Genomic DNA, 23,475 nt, shown 5'->3' on the forward strand with positions numbered 1-23,475 from the left:
CGGGGACGGCGCTGTTCGCCGGGTGAGGCGGCGGATTCATCGCCATGCGCCCGCCGGCGGCCTCTTTCCACGCTATTTAACGGCGTAGGCAGGATCGAGCCGGCTGTAGCCCAGCCCGTTGATCTTTCTCACCTTAATCTGCACCGGGATGCGCTCTTTCATGGCTTCGACGTGGCTGATAACGCCAATGGTTTTACCGCTGGCGTTCAGGGCGTCCAGGGCGTCCAGGGCGGTATCCAGGGTTTCACTGTCGAGGGTGCCGAAGCCTTCGTCCAGAAACAGCGAGTCGATGCGCGTTTTATGGCTGACCAGGTCCGAGAGGGCCAGCGCCAGCGCGAGGCTGACCAGGAAGCTCTCGCCGCCGGAGAGGGTGCGGGTGTCGCGCACGGCGTCGGCCTGCCAGGTATCCACCACCTCCAGCTCCAGCGCCTCGCTGGCCTTGCGCTGCAGCAGATAGCGTCCGTGCAGGCGGGTCAGCTGGCGATTGGCCAGCCAGACCAGATTATCCAGCGTCAGCCCCTGGGCGTACTTGCGGAACTTGTCGCCCTCTTTCGAACCGATAAGCGCGTTCAGGTAGCCCCAGTCCTCCACCCGCTGCGCGGTCTGCGCAATCTCCTGCATCAACGCCTGCTGGCGGCGGCGATTCTCCTCGTCCTGACGCAGCTGCTGGCGGATCTCCCCCTGTCGGGAGGCGTTATCGCGCAGCTGGCTGCCCAGCTGGTTGACGGCCTGCTCCAGCGCCCCGGCGGTGGTCCGGGTCAGATCCAGCCCGTCGGGGCGCAGCTGCAGATGGTGTTCCAGCGCCTGCGCCGACCGTGAGGCCAGCAACTGGGCCTGCTGCAGCTGGTTTTCCAGCGCCTGCTTCTGCTGCTCCAGCGCGGCCAGGGTCTCATCGTCCAGCAGGGCGGCGAGAAAGGCGTCCCGGTCGGCGAAGACGCTCTCCTGCAGGGCGGCGTCAAACTGCGCCTGCGCTTCGGCGACGCGGCGGTTCTCCTGCTCCGCCTGCTGGCCCAGCGTCTGCAGCTGGCTGTGCAGCGACAGGCACCTGTCGTGCAGCTGACGCCAGTCATCCAGCGGGATCGCCTCCTCGTCCCCGCTGGCCGGGGCGGCGGGCGGCAGCGTTTCCAGCAGCGGCTTCAGCCGGTCGCAGTGCGCCTGCAGCGCCTCAAGCTCCGCCTGCCGCGCCTGCCAGCTTTGGGCTTCCCCGGCGCGCGCCGCCAGCCATGCCGCTTCGTCGCCCTCTGCGGGCGGCGTCAGCCCATAGCGCGCCAGCCCGGCGGCCAGCGTGGCCTGGCACCGGGCGAGCTGCTGCCCGAACAGATCCACCTGCTGGCGGTGGGCGGCGACCTGCCTCTGCAGATCGTGGCGTTGGCGAAGCTGGTACAGCTGCCGCTCGTGCTCATCCTGGGCCGCCAGCCAGGGCTGAATCTCCTCCTGCGGTTGCAGGGCGATGCCCAGGCCGTCGATGGTCGCCTGCCACGCCTGAGTAAGCGTTCGCTCCTCTTCGGCCAGCGCTTTCGCCTCGTCTTCGTCGCGCTGTAGCTGGCGGGTCAGCGCTTCAAGCTGGCCGCGCAGCGCGGCCCCTTCGTCGGCCAGCGCTTTGACCTCCTTATCCAGTTCATCGCGCCGCGCCTGGTTGACGCCCGGCTCCAGCGCCCGCCAGGCCACCGCCGACGGATGGCTGGTTGAGCCGCAGAGGGGACACGGCTCGCCCGGCTGCAGCAGGGCGCGCTGGGCCTCCAGATCCTTAATGCGCGCCTCCTGGTCACAGAGCGTTTTCAGGTCAAGATAGTGCTGATTTTTCTCTTTATAGCGTTGGCGCTTTTCCGCCAGCGCGGACGCCTGTTGCGCCTGCTCCTGTTGGCTCCGGGCGAGGGCGGCCAGCAGCTGCTCCCGCCGCTTCAGCGTCGGGGCCAGCCGGGTATGAAGGGCGGCGAGGCGCTGGCGCAGCGGACGGGTTTCGTCGTGGCGGGAGAGCGCCCCGGCAACCTCTTCTGCCGTCAGTGACAGGGAGAGCGGCGGCAGCGCCTCCAGCCTGCGGGCGTCGTCGGCCAGCTGCTGCTGCCACTTCAGCCGCTGCGCCCGGTCGCTCTCCCGCTGGGCCAGCAGCGCGCGCCAGCCGGCCAGTTCGCCGCTCCACTGGCGGTAGCGGTCATGGTCGGTAAGCCAGTCGGCCAGCGTCCGGGCCTCGGCCTGCAGCGCGGCGGCCTGCCGCTCGGCGCTGCGGCGCAGGCGGTCGCGCTGATCGAGATCGTGCTGTAAGCGAGCGCTTACCTCCTGCACCTGGCGATGGACGGCGGCGGTCGCGGCGCTCTGCTCCTGAATGCGCTCCCAGCGCGGGCGTAGCGTCTTTGCCGGCTGCGCCAGGGTTAGGGCCGCCAGCTGCGGCCGGGCGTTTTCCAGCGCCTGCCGGGCGGCCTGCTGCGCCTGCAGACGCTGATTGCTCTCCGCCTGTAGCTCGTTGGCGCGCGTCAGCCACTGCAGGTGCTGCTGCTGGCGCTGCTGACCGGCCTGCAGCTGTTTTTCTTCGTCAGTGAGCGCCTGCATACTCTCCGTCAGGGCCTGACGCTGCTCCGCCGCCAGCAGGGTGACGCCGCTGGCCTGCGCCTGGAGGGTTTCCAGCTCGCCGCGCGCGGCCTTGTGCTTCTCAAAGACCGTTGCGGAAATCTGCCCGTAGATTTCCGTGCCGGTCAGCTCTTCCAGCAGTTCGGCGCGCTCTTTAGCCCTGGCGTTGAGAAAGGCGGCGAACTGCCCCTGGGAGAGCAGCATCGAGCGGGTGAAGCGCTCGTAGTCCAGGCCGGTGAGGGCGGCGGTCAGCTCCAGTTTATCCTTGATCTTATCGGCGAAAATTTTGCCGTCGACGCAGCGCGCCAGCTCCACCCGCGGTGCCTGCAGGTTGCCGTCGGGCAGGCCGCGGGCGCGGTTCTGGCTCCAGAAGGCGCGCCAGGCTTCTCCTTTTACTTCGAACTCCACCTCCGCCAGGCATTCGGTGGTGTCGCGGGTCATCAGATCGTTCTGCGACTGCGATACGGTGCTCAGGCGCGGCGTCTCGTGGTACAGCGCCAGGCAGATGGCGTCGAGCAGGGTGGTTTTTCCGGCACCGGTCGGGCCGGTAATAGCGAACAGCCCGTTGCTGGCAAACGGCTCGGCGGTAAAATCGACCTTCCACTCCCCCTTCAGGGAGTTCAGGTTCTTCAGGCGCAGGCTAAGGATCTTCACGCTTCTTCCTCCCCGCCAAGGGCCTGGACGGCGGCGGTGAACAGCTGGTTGAGGCGCGCGCGCTGCGGTTCATCCAGCGTTTCCAGGGCCAGGCGGCGATGAAACACCTCCTCCACGCTCAGCTCGCTCAGGGTTTCCCGCCGTTCGGTGTGCATCATCTGCTCGCGCAGCTCCCGGCTGCGCCGCACCAGCAGCACCTCCACCGGCAGCGATTCGGTCAGGGCCTGAATTTTGCGCCGGGCGTCGTGCAGATATGCGTCGGTGGTGATTTCGATATCCAGCCACACCGGCGACGGCGGCTGTAGGTCCCGCCACTGGGCCAGTTGGGCGGCCACGGCGGCCAGATCGCCCTTCAGCACCGCCAGGGGCTGGGTTACCGGCACGCTAAGGCTCTCTACGCTCTGCAGCCTGCCTCCGGCAAAGCTCACCAGATGAACGGATTTACTTTTTCCGCACTCGTCAAAGCTCAGCGCGATGGGCGAGCCGCTGTAGCGGATATGCTCCGTGCCGCCCACCGCCTGGGGCCGGTGAATATGCCCCAGCGCAATGTAGTCGGCGGGGGGAAAGTGTTGCGCCGGAAAGGCGTCCAGCGTGCCGATATAGATGTCGCGCACCGCGTCGCTTTTACTGGCACCGACGGTGGACAGATGGCCGGTGGCGATCACCGGCAGCGGGCGATCGCCGCGCAGGGCGCAGGCCTCTTCATACTGTCGCTGGTAATAGTCGGTGATGGCCGCCAGCAGGCGCTGCTGCTTTTCACTGCCCGACAGCCCCGCCTGGCTGGAGGTGATGTCGCGCGGGCGCAGGAAGGGGATTGGACACAGTATCGCGCCCGGCGTGCCGTCCCGGCGCTTCAGCTCCAGCGGCGCGCGCCCGGCGCTGGCGACGACCGTGGTGTTGAGGAACGCCAGAATCTCACGCGATTCGTTAAGGGTAGCCACCGAGTCGTGATTCCCGGCCAGCACCACCAGATGGCAGCCCGTCCGCTGGAGGTTGACGACGAAACGGTTGTACAGCTCGCGGGCGTAGCTTGGCGGCGAACCGGTATCGAAAATATCGCCCGCCACGATAATGGCATCCACCGCGTGGGATTGCGCCACGTCCAGCAGCCAGTCGAGGAAGGCCTGATGCTCGGCGGCGCGGCTTTTACTGTAAAAATTTTGTCCCAGGTGCCAGTCGGAGGTGTGGAGGATGCGCATACTCTGTCCATGGTAAAAAAGCCTGGGCGGGATTATACACCCGTCACCCTTCAGGCTGCATATGCGTTGGCCTGTCTCCTTGCGAGCCGGATATCGCCCGGCGGTCAACGGCCTGCGCCTCGTCTCTGGCGCATTTTTCATAAATCTGTCATAAATCTGACGCATAATAACGCCGCATTCATAATCGGTAATTACTCTGTAACAGGGCAAATCATGGCGAGACGTATACTGGTCGTAGAAGATGAAACTGCCATTCGTGAGATGGTTTGCTTTGTGCTTGAGCAAAATGGCTTTCAGCCGGTCGGGGCCGAAGATTATGACAGCGGGTTGACCCAGCTTAACGAACCCTGGCCGGATCTGATCCTCCTTGACTGGATGCTGCCCGGCGGCTCCGGCCTGCAGTTTATCAGGCACCTGAAGCGCGAGGCCCTGACCCGTAATATCCCGGTGGTGATGCTGACCGCCAGAGGCGAAGAAGAGGATCGCGTCCGCGGGCTGGAGACCGGTGCCGACGACTACATTACCAAGCCCTTTTCCCCGAAGGAGCTGGTGGCGCGTATCAGGGCGGTGATGCGCCGCATTTCGCCGATGGCGGTGGAAGAGACTATCGAAATGCAGGGGCTGAGCCTCGATCCTGTCTCCCATCGCGTGATGAGCGGCGAAAATCCGCTCGATATGGGGCCGACCGAATTCAAACTGCTGCACTTCTTTATGACCCATCCGGAGCGCGTCTACAGTCGCGAGCAGCTGCTTAACCACGTCTGGGGCACCAACGTTTACGTTGAAGACCGGACGGTTGATGTGCATATCCGCCGCCTGCGTAGGGCGCTGGAAACCAGCGGGCACGATCGGATGGTGCAGACGGTGCGCGGCACCGGATACCGTTTTTCGTCCCGTTTCTGACCGCCAGGGTGAACGCCCGGCTCTGTAGGGAGTTTTCGTGTGCTGGAACGATTATCATGGAAAAGGCTCGTCCAGGAGCTGATGCTCTGCTGCCTGCCGGCCCTCGCTCTCAGCGCCTTTTTCGGCTATCTGCCGTGGTTTTTGCTGGCCTCGGTGACGGGGCTGCTGATCTGGCATTTCTGGAACTTACTGCGCCTCTCCTGGTGGCTGTGGGTTGACAGAAGTATGACGCCGCCGCCGGGGCGTGGCAGCTGGGAGCCGCTGCTGTACGGTCTGCACCAGATGCAGCTGCGCAACAAAAAGCGTCGCCGCGAGCTGGGTCGCCTGATTAAACGTTTTCGCAGCGGAGCGGAGTCGCTTCCCGACGCGGTGGTGCTGACCACCGAAGAGGGGAGCATTTTCTGGTGCAACGGCCTGGCGCAGCAGGTGCTGGGGCTGCGCTGGCCTGACGACAGCGGACAGAATATTCTCAATCTGCTGCGCTATCCGGAGTTTACCCACTACCTGAAGTCGCGGGACTTTACCGGGCCGCTGAATCTGGTATTGAACAGCGGGCGGCATCTGGAGATCCGCATGATGCCCTATACCGACAGACAACTGCTGATGGTGGCCCGCGACATGACCCAGATGCATCAGCTGGAGGGGATGCGCCGCACCTTTTTTGCCAACGTCAGCCATGAGCTGCGTACCCCGCTGACGGTGCTGCAGGGCTATCTGGAGATGCTGCACGACCGGTCGCTGGAGGGCGCGGCGCGGGATAAAGCGCTGCAGACCATGCGCGAGCAGACCTCACGCATGGAGGGGCTGGTTAAACAGCTGTTGACCCTGTCAAAAATCGAAGCAGCGCCGGCGCTGTCGTTGAATGAAAGGGTGGACGTGCCGGGGCTGCTGCACGGCCTGGAGCGGCAGGCGCATACCCTCAGCCAGCATCGGCACCTTTTCAGCTTCGAGGTGGATAACCGGCTGCAGGCGTTGGGTAATGAGGAGCAGTTGTACAGCGCGATGACCAATCTGGTCTATAACGCGGTCAATCATACCCCGACGGGCACCCACATAACGGTACGCTGGCGGCGGCTGCCGCACGGCGCGGAGTTCAGCGTGGCGGATGATGGGCCGGGCATTGCGGCGGAGCATCTTCCGCGTCTGACCGAGCGCTTTTACCGCGTGGACAGGGCGCGCTCCCGGCAAACCGGCGGCAGCGGCCTGGGGCTGGCGATTGTGAAACATGCGCTGAACCACCACGACAGCCGGCTTGAAATCGTCAGCGAGCCGGGAAAGGGATCGAGCTTTAGCTTTGTGCTGCCGGAGCGATTGATTGCCGAAAAATGTCCTTAAGGGCTGTCCGTCAGGTTCAGGCGGCGTAATTCAGCACAAGCTGGCTATTTTTTACCGGTGGTCAAGCTGGCTATGCTGAATTTAAGGTCGATTGCTGATTTTTTGTTCGAATTATCGGCCGTACTTTTTTTGATGATATGGTTATTTATGCCAGATGAAATATTTATAATGGCATATTATTCTGGTTTATAGATCCTACCTTGCTTTAAAACGTTATAAGCGTTTAAATTGCGCCCCATGCGCACTCATACAGACTGCGTTTTAGCGGCAAATTGAAAAACTATTCTTCGCCGCGCCGGACGGGGAGTTTATCCCGCTGGTTTTGACTAAAAATTCCACCGTATTACCCTTCGGGGCGCTATACGCAAGGCCATTCAGGCGGCTTCACGGCGGTGGTTGGGTGAGTTCCCGGTGCGGACCCGGGGCAGCAAATCTGTCGCGACAGGTTTGGAAGTAACAGCACGTCGGCAGGGCATATGCGTAGCCGGTTAACTCAACAGCCAACGAAAAGGCAGGCCGAAGGTCGATGTGTATGGATATTTTCAACACCACATCCACAGGCAGTAAGACGTTATGACCCATCAATTAAAATCGCGCGATATTATCGCCCTTGGCTTTATGACCTTTGCGCTGTTTGTTGGCGCAGGTAATATTATTTTTCCGCCGATGGTTGGCCTGCAGGCGGGCGAGCAGGTCTGGAGCGCCGCCTTTGGCTTTCTGCTAACCGCCGTTGGCCTGCCCGTGCTTACCGTGGTGGCGCTGGCGAAGGTGGGCGGCGGTGTGGACAGCCTGAGTGCCCCCATCGGTAAAGTGGCGGGGGTGCTGCTGGCAACCGTCTGCTATCTGGCCGTTGGTCCGCTGTTCGCCACCCCGCGTACCGCAACGGTCTCTTTTGAGGTGGGGATCGCCCCGCTGGTCGGCGATTCCGCCATGCCGCTGCTGATCTATAGCCTGGTCTACTTCGCCATCGTGATCCTGGTGTCTCTCTATCCCGGCAAACTGCTGGATACGGTGGGTAATTTCCTCGCGCCTTTAAAGATTGTCGCCCTGATCGTGCTCTCCATCGCGGCGGTGATTTGGCCCGCCGGTCCGATCAGCCATGCGGTTGAGGCCTATCAGCACGCCGCCTTTTCTAATGGTTTTGTTAACGGCTATTTGACCATGGATACGCTGGGCGCGCTGGTTTTCGGCATCGTTATCGTCAACGCGGCGCGCTCGCGTGGGGTGACCGAAGCGCGGCTGCTGACCCGCTATACCGTCTGGGCGGGCCTGATGGCCGGTATCGGCCTGACGCTGCTCTACCTGGCGCTGTTCCGCCTGGGAGCGGACAGCGCCTCGCTGGTTGAGCGCTCCGCCAACGGCGCGGCGATCCTCCATGCCTACGTGCAGTATACCTTTGGCGGCGCGGGAAGCCTCCTGCTGGCCGCGCTGATCTTTATCGCCTGCCTGGTCACGGCGGTGGGGCTGACCTGCGCCTGCGCCGAGTTCTTTGCCCAGTATCTGCCGTTCTCTTATCGCCTGCTGGTGTTTATCCTCGGCGGTTTTTCGATGGTGATCTCTAACCTTGGCCTTAGCCACCTGATCCATATCTCCGTTCCGGTGCTGACGGCCATTTATCCGCCGTGTATTGTTCTGGTGGTCTTAAGCTTTACCCGTTCCAGGTGGCATAATTCCTCTCGCGTTATTGCGCCGGCGATGTTTATCAGCCTGCTTTTTGGTATCCTTGACGCGATTAAAGCCGCGAATTTTGGCGAGTGGCTTCCGGCTTGGACGCTGCGCCTGCCGCTGGCGGAGCAGGGGCTGGCGTGGCTGATGCCGACGATAATAATGGCGATTCTGACCATTATCTGGGATCGGCTGGCGGGTCCTGAGACGCTTCGCGAGCAATAAGCAGCGCTAAGGTGATATCTGGCCTGGGAGCTGAGCGGTTCGGCGGAGCGCGCCCTGTGAAATGAAGGCTGCGTCGCCAGATAAGGGCAAGGCTCATGGATGAACTGAATAGCTCAACGGTCGGCAAAGGGGCCTGAAAAAGGCGAAATTCACCACGGAGCTACCGCAGGCTCCGTGGTTTTTTATTGTATTGATGGGTCAGGAATTGATGGAAAGTAATAACAAGCTAAAGCGCGGGCTAAGCACCCGGCATATTCGCTTTATGGCGCTCGGCTCCGCAATCGGTACGGGTCTGTTTTACGGATCGGCGGACGCCATCAAAATGGCCGGCCCCAGCGTGCTGCTGGCCTATATTATCGGCGGGGTGGCGGCCTACATTATTATGCGCGCGCTGGGCGAGATGTCCGTGCACAATCCCGCCGCCAGCTCGTTTTCCCGCTATGCGCAGGAGAACCTTGGCCCGCTCGCGGGCTATATCACCGGCTGGACCTACTGTTTCGAGATCCTGATAGTCGCTATCGCGGACGTCACCGCCTTCGGCATCTATATGGGCGTCTGGTTCCCCACGGTGCCGCACTGGATCTGGGTGCTTAGCGTGGTGCTGCTCATCTGCGCCATTAACCTGATGAGCGTGAAGGTGTTCGGCGAGCTGGAGTTCTGGTTCTCGTTCTTTAAGGTTGCCACCATTATCGTCATGATTGTCGCCGGCTTCGGCATCATTATCTGGGGGATCGGCAACGGCGGACAGCCCACCGGCATCCACAACCTGTGGAGCAACGGCGGCTTCTTCAGCAACGGCTGGCTGGGGATGGTGATGTCCCTGCAGATGGTGATGTTCGCCTATGGCGGAATTGAAATTATCGGTATTACCGCCGGTGAGGCGAAAGATCCGCAGAAATCTATTCCGCGCGCCATCAACTCTGTGCCGATGCGTATTCTGGTGTTTTATGTCGGGACGCTGTTTGTGATCATGTCCATCTATCCGTGGAATCAGGTGGGGACTAACGGCAGCCCGTTTGTGCTCACCTTCCAGCATCTGGGCATTACGTTTGCCGCCAGCATTCTCAATTTCGTGGTACTGACCGCCTCTCTGTCGGCCATTAACTCCGACGTCTTTGGCGTAGGCCGTATGCTGCACGGTATGGCTGAACAGGGCAGCGCGCCGAAGATGTTCGCCAAAACCTCCCGCCGCGGCATCCCGTGGGTGACGGTGATGGTGATGACCATTGCGCTGCTGCTGGCGGTGTTCCTTAACTACATCATGCCGGAAAACGTATTTCTGGTGATTGCGTCGTTGGCCACCTTCGCCACGGTGTGGGTGTGGATCATGATCCTGATGTCGCAGATTGCCTTCCGCCGTCGCCTGCCGCCGGAAGAGGTCAGGGCGCTGAAGTTTAAGGTGCCGGGCGGCGTCGCGACCACGGTGGCGGGGCTGATCTTCCTCGTCTTTATTATCGGCCTTATCGGCTACCATCCGGAGACGCGGATTTCCCTCTACGTGGGCTGCGCGTGGATTGTGCTGCTGCTGGTGGGCTGGCTGTTCAAGCGCAGCCACAATCGCCAGCCTGGCTAACTCTATTGCCGGACGGCCTGGGGTGAGTGCCCCTGGCCGCGCCGGACGATGCGCTTTCCGGCGCGCTCTTGTTGTGCAGTGTTCTTCCCTGCGCGGTTCTGATGGCGGAAAGCGAACGGACCGCGCGTTTTCTCCGCCTGCGATGCCCCTCTGTTTCCCCGCCAGCGCCCTTTGGGCATCCCGTTTAACGTTACGCTTTTGGCGAAAATTAATTCAACGGGGATAGCGTTAATGCCATGGTTTGTGTCAATCTGTGCCCTTCAACGGACGGTGAGGGTGAGTACATGGACGGTCTTTTATTCCTTGGCTGCGTTCTTTTATTCTTTATTCTGGTGGTGGTGCCGGTTATTGCCATCGCGGCCTACAACCGTAGTAAGACGGCGTATAAAGAGATCGCCTTGCTGCATCGCCGCGTAGAGACCCTGGAGCAGCGTGTTCAGGCCCTCACCCCGGCGGCAGCGCTCGCGGAACGGACCGCTGTACCGGAGCAGGCTGCTGTACCGGAGACGGTCACTGTACCGACACAGACCGCTGCGCCGGAGCCTGAACCTGAACGGACGTCGGAGCCGCCGGTCAACCCCTGGGGCCAGAAGCACGATGCCGCTCCCGCCGCATCCCGCCCCCGGGAGATCAAACCTGCCGCCGCTGCGCAACCTTCCGCCTTCGACGGGGCGATCGCCTCCCTGCTGCGCTGGTGTATGCAGGGGAATCCGCTGGCCAAGCTTGGCATCCTGCTGCTGTTTCTCGGTCTCTCTTTTCTGCTGCGCTACACGGTCGAATATTCGCTGTTTCCGCTTGAGCTGCGCCTTGTTGCCGCCGCGCTGTTCGCTATCGCCCTGCTGGCGGTCGGCTGGCGGCTGCGGCGCAGGCAGCCGGTGTATGCGTTAATTCTGCAGGGTGGCGCGTCGGGGGTGCTCTATCTGACGGTGTTCGGTGCCTTTCGTCTGTGGCAGATGCTGCCGGTAACGCTGGCGTTCGCCCTGCTGGCGCTGATTTGCGCGGCCAGCGTCGGGCTGGCGATTTTACAGCGATCGCTTAGCCTGGCGATGCTGGCCAGCCTGGGGGGCTATCTGGCACCGCTGCTGCTCTCCACCGGCGGCGGCAGCCACGTCGGGCTGTTTTCCTTCTATCTATTGCTGTCGGCGGGCATCCTCGCCATTAGCGCCCGGCAGCACTGGCGCGAGCTTAACCTGCTGGGCCTGTTCTTTACCTTCGGCGTTGGTAGCCTTTGGGGGCTGAACGGCTATCGTCCCGAATTCTATCTGAGCTGCCAGCTGTTTATTGTTGCCAATATCCTCCTCTTTGGCGTCCTGAGCGTGGCGCTGTCGCTGCGGGCCCAGGAGCGAGGGAAGCATATTATCGACGGGGTGCTGCTGTTTGCGCCGCCGCTGATAGGGTTTGGTATGCAGTACGGCATCACCCGACACATGGCGTATGGCCCGGCGCTCAGCGCGCTGGGCTACGGCGGCGTCTACCTGGCGCTGGCGTGGCTGCTGCTTCGCCGTCGCCTGACGCTGAGCAGGCCGCTGACCCTGGCGGCGCTGGCGCCCGGCGGCGCGTTCGCCACCCTCGCCATTCCGCTGGCGCTTTCGGCCCGCTGGACCGCGATGGCGTGGGCGCTGGAGGGGTTGGGTATTCTCTGGCTGGGGGTGCGGCAGCGGCAGCGGGGGATGAGCAGCAGCGGCACCGGGCTGCTGCTGCTGGGCTTCGGCAGCGCGCTGTGGTCGCTGGCTGACGGCGTGACGCCGCTCTCCCTGCTGGTTATCTTCGCGGTGCTGAGTCTCTGCTGGCTGGCGGCGGCTTGGCTGTGGCGCGGGCTGAATCTGCAGGGCAGCCGCGGGCTGCTGGCGGGAGGCATCCTCTTCTGGCTGACGGCGCTCGTCGGGGCCTCGCAGCTGGCGCTGACGCCGGATCGGGTCAGCTTCGGGGTACTGGCGCTGCTTTCGGCCTCGGTATGGGGCTGGCGTTTTGCGGGCCAGCGGCTGGGGTGGCGCGAGCTGGAAGCGTGCCGCTGGCTGCTGTGGCCCGGGATGCTGCTGATGCTGCTCGTCCAGCTGGCACAGCAGCAGAGCCTGCTGGCGGACTGGCCGAATCTGGCGTGGTGTCTTGCCCTGCCCACGGCGGTGGCGCTGCTTTACCGCGACGCAGAGGCGCAGCCGCCGCGGATCTCCCGGCTGTTGCACCTGTCGCTGTTCTGGATGGTTCAGCTGGCGCTGATGGTGGAGCTTTACTGGTTTATCCGGGATCTGCCGTGGGGGATGGCGGCCTGGGGCTACGGGCTGGCGATGGCGGCCGGCGGATTGTCGATCTCGCTGGTGGCGCTGGCCGTCCGCCGTCGCTGCTGGCCGTTCCGGGTCTGGCCCGCGCTGTACGCCTGTCAGGCGATGCTGCCGCTGGCCGCCGTTCTGGTCTGCCTGCTGGCGCTGGCGAACCTGCAGGATGGCGTGGTTTTCGGACAGCGTTATCTGCCGCTGATAAACCCGCTGGAGGAGGGGGCCGCCTTTGCGCTGCTGGGGCTGACGATAATCTATCGCCTCTCGCGACGCTATTTCCCGGTGCCGCTGTCGACTGTTCGCCCCTGGCCCCTCGTCGCCCTGATGGCCTTCGGCTACGGGTGGTTGAACGGTATGCTGCTGCGCGCCCTGGCGTGGTACGGCGGGATCGTCTGGAGCAGCCAGGGGCTGTGGCATTCGCGGCTGGTTCAGACCAGTTTCGCCCTGTTCTGGACCCTGAGCGCGCTGGTGATGATGCTGTTCGCGACGCGGCGCGGCTCCCGACGAATATGGCTGTACGGCGCGGCGCTTTTAGGCGTGGTTGTTGCTAAGCTGATGCTGGTGGATATCGCCGGCGGCGGCGGGCTGGCGCGCGCGGTGGCTTTTATTGGCGTGGCGATGCTGGTGCTGATCGTCGGCTACTTTTCCCCGTTACCGCCAAAAGAAGGAGATAAAAAATGAAATGGATTAACGCGGTAGTGTGCAGCCTGCTTCTCGGCGCGGTCGGGATGGCGTACGGCGACGATGCGCCAGTGGAAACGCCGCAGGACTATGGGTATGGGCGCGTACTAAAAACCTACGGGGACGCCCGGTGGTATCGCCTGCCGCTGCCGCCGGAGGTCTATCTCCAGACCGCCCACGCGGATCTGCGGGACGTCCGGGTGTTTAACCGGGAGGGGGAGACGGTGCCTTTCACCCTGCAAAAGCAGCAGGAGCAGGCCGCCGATTCCCGGAGCGTGTCGCTCAGTTTTTTCCCGTTTGAGGCCTCCCCCGCGCTTCGGCCGTCGGAAAAAAGCGGCGACCGCGCCACGCTCCTGCTGCGTGGGCCGAACGGCACTGAGATCCATTTTGAGAGTGAAAACGCACAGGCCGTTGGCCAGAGCTATCTGCTGACGCTGCCGAAGGGGGTCACTAAAACGCCGCGGCTCTCTCAGCTGCGGCTGGAGTGGGAGACGCCAACGGAAAACTGGCAGGGAAAGGCTTCGCTCTATCTCAGCCGCAATCTTAAACACTGGACTCTGCTTGAGCGCAATACCCCGCTGATGTCGCTGACCCACGGCGGTGAACGGCTGAAAATGGACACCCTTGGCGTTGATAACGTCTCTCTCTCCGACGACGGCGTGCGCTGGCTGCTGCTGATTCTGGATTCGCAAAGTCCACCGCTGTCCCTGAAGGGCGTCAGCGGAATTCCCCAACGGGAGCCTTCGCTAACGCGCCCGGTGCCCATGGTGGCGGAAGGCCAGCGGGTATCACCGGGGGAGGCGATCTGGCGCTGGCCGCGGCCGCAGCCGCTCACCGCTCTGAACATCACGCTGCCCGGCGAGGGCGTACTGCCCGTCGAGCTTGAGTGGCGCGGCGAAGAAAAGGGGCCGTGGCGTCCGCTGGCCCGCACTATGCTCTACAATCTGCAGAGCCAGTATTCACCGGCGATTTCGCTCTCCGGCGAGCGCGTTGAGGCCATCCGCATGACGACGGTTAGCGCCCGGCTACCCGAGCAGCTGCCCACCGTCAGCGGCGAGCGCGACGGCTATCAGCTGATTTTTAATGCTCAGGGAAAAGGGCCTTATCTCGTGACCTGGGGCAACGGCGCGGCCGGAGCCGCCAGCGTCAGCCTGGATATGCTGATCCCGCCGGCGCTGCGTAACACGGTAGACGTTGACGCCCTCTCTCTGGCCCTGGTAACGGAGCCGGTGGCGCTGGGCGGTGAGGCGCGCCTGAGCGCCACCTCCGCGGCCGAGCAGCGGAGCCGGTGGAAAACGCAGCTCGTCTGGGCGGTATTGGTCTTTGGCGTGCTGCTGCTGGCCGGCATGGCGTACCGGCTATGGCAGGATGTCAACCGGCAGGGCGGCGGCGAATAGCCCCCCGCTGGCAGCGTATGCCGCCGCCCTCCGCGCCGCTCTGGCAGACGCTTGCCGTCGGAGAGGCGTAAACCTTGCGCAAAGTAGATGGCGCTGAGGCGCGACATAAAAAAATGGCTTCCCGTCAGGGAAGCCGTTTTCGCGTTGTAGGCCAGGGCGCGCCCGGCCGATGTTTAACCCATCGGCACCGCGTGGGGCGGACCTTTTCTCAACGGGGAGCCGGTTACAGGCTGGAGACGTTTTCGGTCAGGTATTTCGCCACGCCGTCCGGAGAGGCGTTCATCCCCTCTTTGCCTTTTTCCCACTGGGCCGGGCACACTTCGCCGTGCTCTTCGTGGAACTGCAGGGCGTCAACCATGCGCAGCATTTCGTCGATATTACGTCCCAGCGGCAGGTCGTTAACCACCTGGTGACGCACGATGCCGTTGGCGTCGATCAGGAAGGAGCCGCGCAGCGCAACGCCCGCTTCCGGATGCTCGATGCCCCAGGCTTTCTGAATTTCACGCTTCACGTCCGCAACCATCGCGTATTTCACCGGGCCGATACCGCCTTTGTCGACCGGGGTGTTACGCCATGCGTTGTGAACAAACTCGGAGTCAAAGGAGACGCCAACCACCTCAACGCCGCGCTTCTGAAACTCTTCGTAGCGCTTATCGAAGGCGATCAGCTCGGAGGGGCAAACGAAGGTGAAGTCCATCGGCCAGAAGAACAGAACGGTTGTCTTACCGTTGGTGTGCTGCCTGAAGTTGAAATTTTCAACGATCTCACCGCTGCCCAGTACCGCGGCGGCTGTAAAGTCCGGAGCCTGACGAGTAACCAGTACCATATAATTCTCCTGCAAAGTTAAGGGTTTTTGGAACGCAACGCGGGCCAGTATAGGGAGGCTATATTCGCAACTCAACGCGGCCCTGACAATCAATAAGACAGGTTTTACCTATTGGTTTTGCACTTGATTCGCCACGGAAGAGAGGATTTGTGACCCAGCGCAATCTTTGTCCGTGCGTCGGGCCGATAACCGGAAGCGGCTACAGCGCCTTCCGGCGCGCCTGGGTCATCATGTGCGGATAGAAACGCCAGAAGCGCGCCTCCAGCGCATCGTAATGGCGATCCAGGTCATGCCAGGAGTCGCGCAGGGCGTCGAGGCGCGGGCGGCGGCTGGCCATGCCGCTCAGTACCTCCTGGATAAAGCCCATTTCGCGGTAGCGCTCCAGCCATCTCTCCGACCACAGGTAGCGGTTAAGGTTAACAAAGCGCGGCGGTGAATCGGGCAGGATCGCGGCGACCTGGGTACGGGCATAGCCGGTGAACGCCCGCAGCGGGAAGTCGGGGGAGAGGGTTTCCCAGTGGCGCGACAGAAAGTGATCCCACATAACATCCAGGGTAATGGGGGCCACGCGCCGGGTTTCGCTGCGAAACCATCCCCTGGCCTCGCGGACCTCCGGCAGGTTGTCGGTCAGCGCGTCAATGCGGCGGTGCATAAAGATGCCCGCCACCACCTCCGGGGGATAATGCGCCTCCGGGGTGCCGCGCACGAAGTCGGCCAGCAGGTTGCCGGAGAGCGAACTGTCGGCGAGATGGGCCAGGTGCAGATGGGCCAGAAAATTCATAGTGATGTTATCCTTCAGGCGATCCCGTTGTTGGCTGATGCGCGACTCGTCTCACTCCGGCTGTTTCCGCGACCGTCGCCCTGACAGCGCGCGGATGATGGGCGCTGCGTTCAGGTTATTTATCCTGATGCCGCCCTGCTGCGCCGTAGAGCGTATGGCAATCGCCGGGAGGGGTAAAGGTTGCAGGGAGCGCGCCCCGGCACTAGACTACCCGCCTCCTATTTTAGTCAGAGCCAGCGTCATGCGCGTTACCGATTTCACTTTTGAACTACCTGAAACCCTGATTGCTCACTATCCAATGCCCGACCGCAGCAGCTGCCGTTTGCTGTCGCTGGACGGCCCGAGCGGAGCGCTGACGCACGGTACGTTTACCGATCTGCTCGATAAACTCAACCCCGGCGATCTGCTGGTGTTCAATAATACCCGGGTGATCCCGGCGCGCCTGTTCGGCCGTAAGGCCAGCGGCGGCAAAATAGAGGTGCTGGTCGAGCGGATGCTCGACGATCGGCGCGTTCTGGCGCATATCCGCGCCTCTAAAGCGCCAAAGCCGGGCACGGCGCTGCTGCTTGGCGATGACGAAAGCATCAATGCTACCATGACCGCCCGCCACGGCGCGCTGTTTGAGGTTGAATTTAACGACGCGCGCCCGGTGCTGGAAATTCTGAACGCCATCGGCCATATGCCGCTGCCTCCCTACATCGACCGGCCGGACGAAGAGGCTGACCGCGAGCTGTATCAGACGGTCTACAGCGAAAAGCCGGGGGCCGTCGCCGCGCCCACCGCCGGGCTGCACTTCGACGAGCCGCTGCTGGCCGCGCTGCGCGAGAAAGGGGTGGAGATGGCGTTCGTGACGCTGCACGTCGGGGCGGGCACCTTCCAGCCGGTGCGCGTGGAGAGCATTGAAGAGCACACCATGCACGCGGAGTATGCGGAAGTGCCCCGGCAGGTGGTGGATGCGGTGCTGGCGACCAAAGCGCGCGGCAACCGGGTTATCGCGGTGGGCACCACCTCCGTGCGCTCCCTGGAGAGCGCGGCGTTAGCGGCTAAAGCGGCTCCCATTGAGCCATTCTTCGGCGACACGCAGATATTTATTTATCCTGGCTATCAGTACAAGGTGATTGATGCACTGGTGACCAACTTCCATTTGCCGGAATCGACGCTGATTATGCTGGTTTCGGCATTTGCCGGTTATAAACACACCATGCACGCCTATCGTGAGGCGGTAAAAGCGGAATATCGATTTTTTAGCTACGGGGATGCCATGTTTATCACGTACAATCCGCAGGCGATTTTCGAGCGGCCCCAGGCTGGCTATACCTCTGCCCGTTAACGCCGGGCTGGGGCACTGCGCGTGCGTTCCGGCGGCCGCGCCGTTGTCCTCTTTGCGTGAGTTAACGCGATGGCGTGATGCCATGGCGAATAGTTAAACGTTGGACTGTTTTTCCGACGTAGTGGAGAAAAAATGAAATTTGAACTGGATACCACCGACGGACGCGCCCGCCGCGGTCGCCTGGTGTTTGAGCGCGGCGTGGTGGAGACGCCGGCCTTTATGCCGGTGGGCACCTACGGCACCGTTAAGGGCATGACGCCGGAAGAGGTTGCGGCCACCGGCGCGCAGATTATCCTCGGCAACACCTTCCACCTGTGGCTGCGGCCGGGCCAGGAGATCATGAAGCTGCACGGCGATCTGCACGACTTTATGCAGTGGAAGGGGCCGATCCTCACCGACTCCGGCGGTTTTCAGGTCTTCAGCCTTGGCGATATCCGCAAGATCACCGAAGCGGGCGTGCACTTCCGTAACCCGATTAACGGCGATCCGATTTTCCTCGATCCGGAAAAGTCGATGGAGATTCAGTTCGATCTCGGTTCCGATATTGTGATGATTTTTGACGAGTGCACGCCGTATCCGGCGGATCGCGACTACGCGAAGCGCTCGATGGAGATGTCCCTGCGCTGGGCGAAGCGCAGCCGCGAGCGTTTTGACGCGCTGGGCAATAAAAATGCGCTTTTTGGCATCATCCAGGGCAGCGTTTACGAAGATTTACGCGATATATCCGTTAAAGGTCTGGTAGAGATTGGCTTTGATGGCTACGCTGTCGGCGGCCTGGCGGTGGGGGAACCCAAAGAGGAGATGCACCGGATTCTGGAGCACGTCTGCCCGCAGATCCCGGCGGATAAACCGCGCTACCTGATGGGCGTCGGCAAGCCGGAAGATCTGGTTGAAGGCGTGCGGCGCGGAATCGATATGTTTGACTGCGTTATGCCGACGCGAAATGCCCGTAATGGCCACCTGTTTGTGACCGACGGCGTGGTGAAAATCCGCAATGCGAAGTATAAAAGCGACACCGGCCCGCTCGACGCCGGGTGTGATTGTTACACCTGTCGCCATTATTCGCGCGCTTACCTGCATCATCTCGATCGATGCAACGAAATCCTCGGCGCGCGGCTGAATACCATTCATAACCTTCGCTACTACCAGCGGCTGATGGCGGGTTTACGCAAGGCTATTGAAGAGGGTAAATTAGAGAGCTTCGTGGCCGATTTTTACCAACGTCAGGGTCGTCCTGTTCCACCTTTGAACGTTGATTAATTTACATAGTGAGGGAATTTTAATGAGCTTTTTTATTTCTGATGCGGCAGCGGCAGCGGGTGCACCGGCGCAGAACAGCCCGATGTCTTTGATTCTGATGCTGGTGGTGTTTGGTCTGATCTTCTACTTTATGATCCTGCGCCCGCAGCAGAAGCGCACCAAAGAGCATAAAAACCTGATGAGCTCCATCGCCAAGGGCGATGAGGTGCTGACTAACGGTGGCCTGGTGGGGCGCGTGACCAAAGTAGCGGAAACCGGCTACATCGCCATCGCGTTGAACGACACCACTGAAGTGGTGATCAAACGTGATTTCGTCGCTGCCGTGCTGCCGAAAGGCACCATGAAGGCGCTGTAACAGAAACTCTTTCGTAAGGGACTGCCGTGTTAAACCGTTATCCTTTGTGGAAGTATGTGATGCTGATCGTCGTGGTTATCGTCGGTCTGCTGTATGCGCTTCCCAACCTGTATGGTGAGGATCCGGCCGTTCAAATCACTGGCGCGCGCGGCGTCGCCGCCAGTGAGCAAACGCTGATCCAGGTCCAGAATACGTTACAAAAAGAAAAAATTACCGCTAAGTCTGTGGCTCTGGAAGAGGGTGCCATTCTTGCGCGCTTCGGTTCCACCGACGCCCAACTGCGCGCCCGTGAAGCGCTACTGGAGCTGTTGGGCGACAAGTACGTCGTGGCGCTGAACCTGGCCCCGGCCACTCCGCGCTGGCTAGCGGCCATTAAAGCTGAGCCGATGAAGCTCGGTCTTGACCTGCGCGGCGGGGTTCACTTCCTGATGGAAGTCGATATGGACACCGCGCTGGGTAAACTGCAGGAACAGAATATCGACAGCCTGCGCAGCGATCTGCGTGAAAAGCGCATTCCGTACACGACCGTGCGTAAAGAAGACAAGTACGGTCTGTCCATCACCTTCCGCGATGCTGACGCGCGCAGCGAGGCGGTCTCTTATCTGAGCCGTCGCCATCCCGATCTGGTGATCTCCAGCCAGGGCAGCACCCAGCTGCGCGCGGTGATGTCCGACGCGCGCCTGAGCGAAGCGCGCGAGTACGCCGTCCAGCAGAACATCAACATTCTGCGCAACCGCGTTAACCAGCTGGGCGTCGCCGAGCCGGTGGTGCAGCGTCAGGGGGCAGACCGCATTGTGGTTGAGCTGCCAGGCATTCAGGACACCGCCCGGGCGAAAGAGATTCTGGGCGCTACCGCGACCCTGGAGTTCCGCCTGGTTAACACGAATGTCGACGCCTCCGCAGCCGCAGCCGGCCGGGTGCCGGGCGACTCCGAGGTGAAGAAGACCCGTGACGGCGCGCCGGTAGTGCTGTACAAGCGCGTGATTCTGACCGGCGATCACATCACCGACTCCACCTCCAGCATGAGCGAGTACAACCAGCCGCAGGTTAATATCTCCCTCGACAGCGCGGGCGGCAACGTGATGTCTGACTTCACCAGGGACAACATCAGGAAGCCGATGGCCACCCTGTTTGTGGAGTATAAAGACAGCGGCAAAAAAGACGCCAACGGTCGCGCGGTGCTGGTGAAGCAGGAGGAGGTGATCAATATCGCCACCATCCAGACTCGCCTTGGCAACAGCTTCCGTATCACCGGCATCAACAACCCGAGCGAGGCCCGCCAGCTTTCGCTGCTGCTGCGCGCGGGCGCGCTGATTGCGCCGATTCAGATCGTTGAAGAACGCACCATCGGCCCGACCCTCGGCATGCAGAACATCAGGCAGGGCCTGGAAGCCTGTCTGGCTGGCCTGGCGGTGTCGATCCTGTTTATGATCTTCTTCTATAAGAAGTTTGGCCTGATCGCCACCAGCGCGCTGATCGCAAACCTGGTGCTGATTGTTGGCATTATGTCGCTGCTGCCGGGGGCAACCCTGAGTATGCCGGGGATTGCGGGGATCGTCTTAACCCTTGCGGTTGCAGTAGACGCCAACGTGCTGATCAACGAACGTATTAAAGAAGAGTTGAGCAACGGACGTAGCGTTCAGCAGGCCATCGATGAGGGTTACCGGGGGGCGTTCAGTTCCATCTTTGATGCGAACATTACCACCCTGATTAAGGTCATCATTCTCTACGCGGTCGGCACCGGGGCAATCAAAGGGTTCGCGATCACCACCGGTATCGGCGTGGCGACCTCGATGTTTACCGCAATCGTCGGCACACGTGCCATCGTAAACCTGTTGTATGGCGGCAAACGCATCAACAAGCTGTCAATCTGAGGAGTGCGACGTGGCACAGGAATATACTGTTGAACAATTGAACCACGGCCGTAAAGTTTATGACTTTATGCGCTGGGACTACTGGGCTTTCGGCATCTCCGGCTTTCTGCTGATTGCGGCCATCGTGGTGATGGGCGTACGCGGCTTTAACTGGGGGCTGGATTTTACCGGCGGTACGGTTATCGAAATCACGCTGGAAAAACCGGCGGAAATCGACGTGATGCGCGATGCGCTGGAAAAAGCAGGCTTCGCCGAGCCACTGCTGCAGAACTTTGGCAGCAGCCACGACATTATGGTGCGTATGCCGCCGACCGAAGGGGAAAACGGCGGGCAGGTGCTGGGCAGCAAGGTGCTGAGCGTCATCAACCAGGCCACCAGCCAGAACGCCGCCGTGAAGCGCATTGAGTTCGTCGGGCCGAGCGTGGGGGCCGACCTGGCGCAGACCGGCGCGATGGCGCTGATCGTGGCGCTGATCTCCATCCTGGTGTACGTCGGCTTCCGCTTCGAATGGCGGCTGGCGGCCGGGGTGGTTATCGCTCTGGCGCACGACGTGGTGATTACCTTAGGGATCCTCTCACTGTTCCATATTGAGATTGACCTGACGATCGTCGCCTCGCTGATGTCGGTTATCGGCTACTCGCTCAATGACAGCATCGTGGTCTCTGACCGTATTCGTGAAAACTTCCGCAAGATTCGCCGCGGAACGCCCTACGAGATCTTTAACGTGTCGCTCACCCAGACGCTGCATCGTACCCTGATCACCTCCGGCACGACGCTGGTGGTCATCCTGATGCTGTACCTGTTTGGCGGCCCGGTGCTGGAAGGCTTCTCGCTGACCATGCTGATCGGCGTTTCTATTGGTACGGCGTCGTCTATCTACGTGGCGTCGGCGCTGGCGCTGAAGCTGGGCATGAGGCGTGAGCACATGCTGCAGCAGAAGGTCGAGAAGGAAGGGGCGGATCGGCCGACCATTCTGCCGTAAGCCTGCTTCCGTGGGCCGCAGCCTGCGGCCTGCGACAAAGCGCTGCTCCTCAATCCCGGCCCCGTGGCCGGGATTTTTTCTTTTTCCTGAACGCTCCTGACAGTATGCTGTCAGGAGTGCTGTTTTATAGTCCTCCTGAACTTAGCGCCTGGCCCATCGGAATTATTTTGCCCGCCGTTTCGTACACGGACAGTATTCCGTTGCCCGCGCGTCGCGAGCCGGCGTCATCGCTGCGTCAGCGACGGCTGGTGGACCAGGTTTTTACCCGGACAGGAGGTTATATGAAAAACATTATTAACTGGTTTGAAATTCCCGTAGTGGAAATGGAACGTGCTATCACCTTTTATGAGGCGGTTTTTCAGGTATCGCTGCGTCGCGAAAAAATGGAGTGCGCCGACCTGGCGATTTTTCCCTACGAGGAGCCGGCACCCGGCGGGGCGCTGGCGAAGTTTGACGGCATTGTCCCGTCGTCGCAGGGCGTGATTATCTATCTGCATACCGACGATATCGCCGCCGCCCTGAAGCGGGTGGCGGCGGCCGGGGGCGAGTGCGTCTTCGGGCCGCAGGTGCTGGGCGATGATATTGGCACCATCGCGCTGTTTACCGACTGCGAAGGCAACCGCATCGGTTTGCACCAACCCGCGTAGAAAACGCTGACCGGCGGCTATACGAGTCCATGATCGCGTAGCACGCCGCGCTTTTCCCCAGGCCCCGGCACCGCTTACGAACGATGAAGGAACACCGCTCAGATGACCCGCCGCGCAGACCGTTTATTTCAGATAGTGCAGATCCTGCGCGGCAGGCGGCTGACCACGGCGGCGCAGCTGGCGGAGCGGCTGGCGGTGTCGGAGCGCACCATCTATCGTGATATTCGCGATCTTTCGTTGTCCGGCGTTCCCGTGGAGGGCGAGGCGGGCTGCGGCTACCGCTTAATGGCGGGCTTTGAACTGCCGCCGCTGATGCTCACCCACCGCGAGTCTGAGGCGCTGATTGGGGCGATCCGCCTGCTGAAAACCTGGGGCGGGGAGGCGCTCTCCCGGGAGCTGGAGTCGGCGCAGGAGAAAGTACTGGCGATTCTGCCCCCTGAGCATCGACGAAAAGCGGAGCAAACCCGGATTTTTGCCCCGGATTTCGGCGAGCGTCCCCATTCCCGCGATGCGTTTGATGTGATTCATCGCGCGGTATCCGCGCAGCAGGTGCTGGCGCTGCACTATCGCGATGAGGCCGGACAACTCTCCTGGCGCGACGTTCAGCCGCTGGGCATGTTCTTCTGGGGGGAATTCTGGATGCTGGTGGCCTGGTGCGAACGGCGGGCCGACTACCGCTGTTTTCGCCTCGATCGCTGCCTGCAAATCGCTCCCCTCGACAGGCGGTTCAGCGAGCGGGCGGATCGTTCCCTCAGCGACTTCCTGCGCAAGGTGCGCGGCCAGCAGAAACCGTAAAAAAGCCAGCCCGCGGGCTAATGCTGGTCACTTAAGAGTTCCATCAGCTGATCCAGCTTTCGGGTCTGATGTTTCCCAACATGCTCAGACTGCCAGGAAAAAGAAACCAGCAGCGGAGATCCCGGAACCCAGGAAGCGAAGCTCCTTTTATAAAT

Annotated in this window: 17 protein-coding genes; 13 read left to right on the plus strand and 4 right to left on the minus strand. The window is 61.8% G+C overall.

The annotated features are described in order from the left end of the window. Positions 1-72 precede the first annotated feature (72 nt). Positions 73-3,219, minus strand: coding sequence for an exonuclease subunit SbcC (gene sbcC / locus GJV78_RS08200; RefSeq protein WP_167519447.1), 3,147 nt, complete (start codon positions 3,217-3,219; stop codon positions 73-75). Beyond that, entirely contained in the window at positions 3,216-4,418 is a 1,203-nt protein-coding gene (sbcD, locus tag GJV78_RS08205) for an exonuclease subunit SbcD (protein WP_155107862.1), read from the minus strand. Before sbcD ends, sbcC begins: the two co-directional genes overlap by 4 nt. A gap of 213 nt (positions 4,419-4,631) precedes the next feature. Here sbcD and phoB point away from each other — a divergent pair, with 213 nt between their 5' ends. From phoB to GJV78_RS08235, 6 genes are all read left to right on the plus strand, one after another. Beyond that, entirely contained in the window at positions 4,632-5,321 is a 690-nt protein-coding gene (gene phoB, locus GJV78_RS08210) for a phosphate response regulator transcription factor PhoB (RefSeq protein WP_155107863.1), read from the plus strand. A gap of 39 nt (positions 5,322-5,360) precedes the next feature. Further along, positions 5,361-6,656, plus strand: coding sequence for a phosphate regulon sensor histidine kinase PhoR (phoR, locus tag GJV78_RS08215; RefSeq protein WP_167519448.1), 1,296 nt, complete (start codon positions 5,361-5,363; stop codon positions 6,654-6,656). 573 nt (positions 6,657-7,229) lie between these two features. After that, positions 7,230-8,546, plus strand: a complete 1,317-nt coding sequence (brnQ, locus tag GJV78_RS08220; RefSeq protein WP_155107864.1) for a branched-chain amino acid transporter carrier protein BrnQ — start codon at positions 7,230-7,232, stop codon at positions 8,544-8,546. 208 nt (positions 8,547-8,754) lie between these two features. After that, positions 8,755-10,119 carry a proline-specific permease ProY gene (gene proY / locus GJV78_RS08225; protein ID WP_155107865.1) on the plus strand — a complete coding sequence of 455 codons (1,365 nt, stop codon included), beginning with the start codon at positions 8,755-8,757 and terminating at the stop codon, positions 10,117-10,119. Between the two features lie 284 nt (positions 10,120-10,403). After that, on the plus strand, positions 10,404-13,073 hold the full coding sequence (locus tag GJV78_RS08230) for a DUF2339 domain-containing protein (RefSeq protein WP_155107866.1): 2,670 nt from the start codon (positions 10,404-10,406) through the stop codon (positions 13,071-13,073). After that, a complete protein-coding gene (locus GJV78_RS08235; RefSeq protein ID WP_155107867.1) occupies positions 13,070-14,470 on the plus strand; it encodes a DUF3999 domain-containing protein in 1,401 nt (466 codons plus the stop codon). The genes GJV78_RS08230 and GJV78_RS08235 overlap by 4 nt, the downstream gene beginning before the upstream one ends. 223 nt (positions 14,471-14,693) lie before the next feature. On the opposite strand, the gene GJV78_RS08240 is transcribed toward GJV78_RS08235, so the two are convergent. Both GJV78_RS08240 and acpH read right to left on the minus strand, forming a co-directional pair. Beyond that, positions 14,694-15,296: a peroxiredoxin gene (locus tag GJV78_RS08240; RefSeq protein WP_155107868.1), complete on the minus strand. Its 603-nt coding sequence runs from the start codon at positions 15,294-15,296 to the stop codon at positions 14,694-14,696. A 199-nt stretch (positions 15,297-15,495) separates the two neighbouring features. Next, entirely contained in the window at positions 15,496-16,077 is a 582-nt protein-coding gene (gene acpH / locus GJV78_RS08245) for an ACP phosphodiesterase (protein ID WP_155107869.1), read from the minus strand. Between the two features lie 241 nt (positions 16,078-16,318). Between acpH and queA the strand changes: the two genes are divergently transcribed. The 7 genes from queA (at position 16,319) to GJV78_RS08280 (ending at position 23,320) form a co-directional block, all read left to right on the plus strand. Next, the gene (gene queA / locus GJV78_RS08250; protein WP_155107870.1) at positions 16,319-17,407 is read left to right on the plus strand and encodes a tRNA preQ1(34) S-adenosylmethionine ribosyltransferase-isomerase QueA; all 1,089 of its coding nucleotides are present in this window, start codon (positions 16,319-16,321) and stop codon (positions 17,405-17,407) included. A 132-nt stretch (positions 17,408-17,539) separates the two neighbouring features. After that, positions 17,540-18,667 (plus strand): tRNA guanosine(34) transglycosylase Tgt, encoded by a 1,128-nt coding sequence (gene tgt, locus GJV78_RS08255; protein WP_155107871.1) that lies wholly within the window; start codon positions 17,540-17,542, stop codon positions 18,665-18,667. Between the two features lie 22 nt (positions 18,668-18,689). Beyond that, positions 18,690-19,022, plus strand: coding sequence for a preprotein translocase subunit YajC (gene yajC / locus GJV78_RS08260; protein WP_155107872.1), 333 nt, complete (start codon positions 18,690-18,692; stop codon positions 19,020-19,022). A gap of 26 nt (positions 19,023-19,048) precedes the next feature. After that, complete coding sequence (secD, locus tag GJV78_RS08265; RefSeq protein ID WP_167519449.1) at positions 19,049-20,896, plus strand: protein translocase subunit SecD; 1,848 nt, start codon at positions 19,049-19,051, stop codon at positions 20,894-20,896. A 10-nt stretch (positions 20,897-20,906) separates the two neighbouring features. Continuing rightward, on the plus strand, positions 20,907-21,878 hold the full coding sequence (gene secF, locus GJV78_RS08270) for a protein translocase subunit SecF (RefSeq protein WP_167519450.1): 972 nt from the start codon (positions 20,907-20,909) through the stop codon (positions 21,876-21,878). 281 nt (positions 21,879-22,159) lie between these two features. Then, the gene (locus GJV78_RS08275) at positions 22,160-22,525 is read left to right on the plus strand and encodes a VOC family protein (RefSeq protein WP_155107874.1); all 366 of its coding nucleotides are present in this window, start codon (positions 22,160-22,162) and stop codon (positions 22,523-22,525) included. A 102-nt stretch (positions 22,526-22,627) separates the two neighbouring features. Next, positions 22,628-23,320 (plus strand): helix-turn-helix transcriptional regulator, encoded by a 693-nt coding sequence (locus GJV78_RS08280; protein WP_155107875.1) that lies wholly within the window; start codon positions 22,628-22,630, stop codon positions 23,318-23,320. The last annotated feature ends 155 nt before the right edge of the window (positions 23,321-23,475 follow it).

Source organism: Intestinirhabdus alba (genome assembly GCF_009711095.1).
In the GTDB taxonomy this organism is placed as follows: Bacteria; Pseudomonadota; Gammaproteobacteria; order Enterobacterales; family Enterobacteriaceae; genus Intestinirhabdus; species Intestinirhabdus alba.

Coding starts and splice junctions, on each gene's coding strand:
- proY (WP_155107865.1), top strand. CDS start 8,755: ATGGAAAGTAATAACAAGCTAAAGCGCGGGCTAAGCACCCGGCATATT.
- phoB (WP_155107863.1), top strand. CDS start 4,632: ATGGCGAGACGTATACTGGTCGTAGAAGATGAAACTGCCATTCGTGAG.
- brnQ (WP_155107864.1), top strand. CDS start 7,230: ATGACCCATCAATTAAAATCGCGCGATATTATCGCCCTTGGCTTTATG.
- tgt (WP_155107871.1), top strand. CDS start 17,540: ATGAAATTTGAACTGGATACCACCGACGGACGCGCCCGCCGCGGTCGC.
- GJV78_RS08275 (WP_155107874.1), top strand. CDS start 22,160: ATGAAAAACATTATTAACTGGTTTGAAATTCCCGTAGTGGAAATGGAA.
- GJV78_RS08280 (WP_155107875.1), top strand. CDS start 22,628: ATGACCCGCCGCGCAGACCGTTTATTTCAGATAGTGCAGATCCTGCGC.
- queA (WP_155107870.1), top strand. CDS start 16,319: ATGCGCGTTACCGATTTCACTTTTGAACTACCTGAAACCCTGATTGCT.
- acpH (WP_155107869.1), bottom strand. CDS start 16,077: ATGAATTTTCTGGCCCATCTGCACCTGGCCCATCTCGCCGACAGTTCG.
- GJV78_RS08240 (WP_155107868.1), bottom strand. CDS start 15,296: ATGGTACTGGTTACTCGTCAGGCTCCGGACTTTACAGCCGCCGCGGTA.
- GJV78_RS08230 (WP_155107866.1), top strand. CDS start 10,404: ATGGACGGTCTTTTATTCCTTGGCTGCGTTCTTTTATTCTTTATTCTG.
- yajC (WP_155107872.1), top strand. CDS start 18,690: ATGAGCTTTTTTATTTCTGATGCGGCAGCGGCAGCGGGTGCACCGGCG.
- sbcD (WP_155107862.1), bottom strand. CDS start 4,418: ATGCGCATCCTCCACACCTCCGACTGGCACCTGGGACAAAATTTTTAC.
- GJV78_RS08235 (WP_155107867.1), top strand. CDS start 13,070: ATGAAATGGATTAACGCGGTAGTGTGCAGCCTGCTTCTCGGCGCGGTC.